Source organism: Streptomyces sp. NPDC046303 (assembly GCF_055588085.1).
This window is the reverse complement of the sequence record NZ_JBVJFA010000085.1, coordinates 1-3,265: the sequence shown is the minus strand read 5'-3', so window position 1 is coordinate 3,265 and position 3,265 is coordinate 1. Positions and strand designations below refer to the sequence as shown.

Genomic DNA, 3,265 nt, shown 5'->3' with positions numbered 1-3,265 from the left:
CGTTGATTTTTGGCACGCTGTTGAGTTCTCAAGGAACGGACGCTTCCTTTGTACTCACCCTCTCGGGCTTTCCTCCGGGCTTTCGTTCTGTTCTTACGTTTCCGACTCTATCAGACTCTTTCGGGTCCGATTTCCTCGGTGCTTTCCAGGTCCAGACGCTTTCGCGCTTTCCCTTTTCGGCGATGCCGACTCTATCAGAATCTTTCCACCGGATTTACCGGCCTCGGATTCGGGAGTCGATTGTGCCCCGCTGGAATTCCATTCCTTGCAGGGGCGAGAAAGATTCTAACCGTCGCCGTCGAACTTGTCCAGTCCGAGGCAACCGTTTGAATCTACCTCCCCTTCCGCTCCGTGTCAACAGGGCTTCCGGGCCGACGAGGAGACTAGCAGGCCGGGGGGCCTGCCCGCACATCAGGCCGCGGTGGGGAGCGTTGCCGTGCGGTCGGCGGCCTCCACGTCGCCCGTCTCGCCGGCGCGGGAGGCCCGGCCGCCCAGGACGAAGACGTAGAGCAGGAAGGCCGCCTCGGCCACGACGCCGATGGTGATGCGGGCCCAGGTGGGCAGGCCGGACGGGGTCACGAATCCTTCGATCAGGCCCGAGACGAACAGGACCAGCGCGAGGCCGACGGCCATGCCGAGGGCCGCGCGGCCCCGTTCGGCCAGCGCGGTGCGGCGGGTGCGGGGGCCCGGGTCGATGACCGTCCAGCCCAGGCGCAGGCCGGTGCCCGCGGCGACGAAGACCGCCGTCAGTTCGAGCAGGCCGTGCGGGAGGATCAGGCCGAGGAACACGTCGAGGCGGCCGGCGGAGGCCATCAGTCCGAGGCCGACGCCGAGGTTGGCCATGTTCAGGAAGAGGATCCAGAGCACGGGCAGGCCGAGGAACGCGCCGAGGACGAGGCAGATCGCCGCGGCCTGGGCGTTGTTCGTCCAGACCTGGGCGGCGAAGGAGCCCGCGGGATGGCTGGAGTAGTACGTCTCGTACTGGCCGCCCGGCTTCGTGAGCTCCTTGAGGTGCTCCGGGGCGGCGATGGCGCCCTGGACCTCCGGGTGCGTGGCTATCCACCAGCCGATGAGCACGCCGAGGGCCGTGGAGAGCAGCGCGGTCGGGATCCACCAGCGGCGGCTGCGGTACACCGCGGCCGGGAAGCCCACCGTGAAGAACAGGACGGCGTCGCGCCAGCCGGCCCGGCGGGTGCCCGTCACCGTGGCGCGGGCGCGGGCGACCAGCTGGGTGAGGCGCCCCGTGAGCATGGGGTCGGGGGCGCTGGACTGGACGAGCGAGAGATGGGTGGACGTGCGCTGGTAGAGGGCGACGAGTTCGTCGGCCTCGGCGCCGGTCAGCTTGCGGCCGCGTCCCAGGAGCTGCTCCAGGCGGTCCCATTCCGCGCGGTGTGCCGTCACGAAGACGTCGAGATCCATCCGGTTGCCGCTCCCCTGCCCCAGTGCCCCTGCTGCTGGCTATTCCTCGTGTGGTCAGCTTGGCAGACTGGACGCATCAGGGGCGGGGCAGGTCACGTGAAGGGTGCTGTGGTGAGCGATCTGGTGACGGGGGACGCGGTCGTCCTGGGGTTGAGGCCGGCGAGGCTGCCGAGCCGGGCGCTGGCGATCGTCCTCGACCTGATCGTGTACGTCACCGGGTACGTGCTCCTGTCGGTCGGGCTGACCTTCGCGATCTCCTCGCTCGACGATGCCGCCCAGGCGGCCGTGGCGGTGGCGTCGTTCGTCCTGCTGCTGGTCGGTGTGCCGATCGCGGTCGAGACGCTCAGCCACGGCCGGTCGCTGGGCAAGCTCGCGTGCGGGCTGCGGGTGGTGCGCGACGACGGCGGGCCGATCCGGTTCCGTCACGCGCTGGTGCGCGGGGCCATGGGGGTCGTGGAGCTGCTGATGACGTTCGGGGCCGTGGCGTGCATCGCGTCCCTGGTGTCGGCGCGCGGGCGGCGGCTCGGTGACGTGTTCGCGGGGACCCTGGTCATCCGGGAGCGGGTGCCGGGGGCGCGGGTGATGCCGGTGCCCCCGCCGCCGCCGTGGCTGGCCGGGCGGTTCACCGGGCTGGACCTGTCGGCGGTGCCGGACGGGCTGTGGCTGGCGATACGGCAGTACCTGACGCGGATGAACCAGCTGGATCCCCGGGTGGGCGCGGCGATGGCGGCGCGGCTCGCGGACGATCTGGTCGCGCGGACGGGGGCGCCCGCGCCGGCGGGGGTGCCGGCCGCCGCGTTCCTGATGGCCGTGGTGCACGAGCGGCAGTCGCGGGATGCGGCGCGGGCCTTCCGCCCGGGCCCTTCGGCTCCTGCCGCCGCCGGGTTCGGGCCGTCTCCCGCCGCCGGACCGGGCCCGGCGCCCGTGGCCGGGTACGCGCCCCCGGCCGGGCCGGTGCCCGTATCCGGTCCGCCCGTCGCTCCCGCGCCGGCGGCTCCCGTGGAGGCGCCGCGTGCGGGCGGGTTCGCGCCGCCCGCCTGAGGGGTCACTCCTCGAAGGTCGACGGCGGCGTCTCCAGGTGTTCCAGTTCGATGCCGGGGGCGGACAGGACCACGTCGCCCGCGATGTGGACGGTGTGGACCTCGCCGGTGTCCAGGGCGCTGACCTGGTACTCGTCCACCACGAGCGGGCCGCTGTCGGTGGGGTGCTCCGCGCGGCGCAGCAGGGCCCAGGCCTGGTCGACGGTACGGGGGGCCAGGACCGGGTCGGTGAGGGCGAGGAGCCGGACGCGGGTGGCGGGGGCGCCGGGGGCCAGGCGCAGCAGGCGGGCCGTCGCGATCAGGAAGGCCGGTGAGGTGCCGGTGAAACCGGGGGCGTGGACGTTGCCCTCGGTGGCCTCGGCGCCCGTGGGGTCGGTACGGACCCAGGTGACACCGTCGATGGCGGCCCCGCGGACCTGCCAGCCGGCCGCGTTCACCTCGAGGCGGATGGGGCGGCCCAGTGCGTCGATGGCCAGGTCGACGGAACCCCGGTGGTCGCCGTTCGGGGCGGTCAGCTGGGAGACGTAGCGCCAGCCGGAGGGGCCGGGGGCGCAGTGGAAGTGCTCCTCGGCGAGGGGGGTGTGGTCGTGCGGATCGTGGAGGGAATAGCGGCCGCGGGGCATCGTGTCGGTCCTTGGATGGGTACGGGGCAGGCCCCCGGCATGGTGCCGGGGGCCTGCGTGACGTGCTGCTGCTCCTGCCGCGCGGGGATCAGTAGCGGTAGTGGTCGGGCTTGTACGGGCCCTCGACCTTGACGCCGATGTACTCGGCCTGCTCCGGACGCAGGGTGGTGAGCTTGACGCCCA

General features: G+C 72.4%; 4 protein-coding genes. 1 reads left to right on the top strand and 3 read right to left on the bottom strand.

Annotated features, from left to right (window positions below; translation table 11 throughout):
• Positions 1-411 precede the first annotated feature (411 nt).
• Positions 412-1,419, bottom strand: coding sequence for a stage II sporulation protein M (locus tag ACZ6I1_RS34960; RefSeq protein WP_469293157.1), 1,008 nt, complete (start codon positions 1,417-1,419; stop codon positions 412-414).
• Positions 1,420-1,530: 111 nt separating this feature from the next.
• Between ACZ6I1_RS34960 and ACZ6I1_RS34955 the strand changes: the two genes are divergently transcribed.
• The gene (locus tag ACZ6I1_RS34955; RefSeq protein WP_469293155.1) at positions 1,531-2,460 is read left to right on the top strand and encodes an RDD family protein; all 930 of its coding nucleotides are present in this window, start codon (positions 1,531-1,533) and stop codon (positions 2,458-2,460) included.
• A gap of 4 nt (positions 2,461-2,464) precedes the next feature.
• Here the strand turns inward: ACZ6I1_RS34955 and ACZ6I1_RS34950 are convergent, their stop codons facing one another.
• Entirely contained in the window at positions 2,465-3,082 is a 618-nt protein-coding gene (locus ACZ6I1_RS34950) for a hypothetical protein (RefSeq protein WP_469293153.1), read from the bottom strand.
• 88 nt (positions 3,083-3,170) lie between these two features.
• Positions 3,171-3,265: adenosylhomocysteinase (locus tag ACZ6I1_RS34945; protein ID WP_351650166.1), on the bottom strand; the 95-nt coding region annotated here is incomplete at its 5' end.

What these genes read in the sequence shown, in the direction of transcription:
- ACZ6I1_RS34960 (WP_469293157.1), bottom strand. Translation starts at nt 1,419, where the DNA reads ATGGATCTCGACGTCTTCGTGACGGCACACCGCGCGGAATGGGACCGC.
- ACZ6I1_RS34950 (WP_469293153.1), bottom strand. Translation starts at nt 3,082, where the DNA reads ATGCCCCGCGGCCGCTATTCCCTCCACGATCCGCACGACCACACCCCC.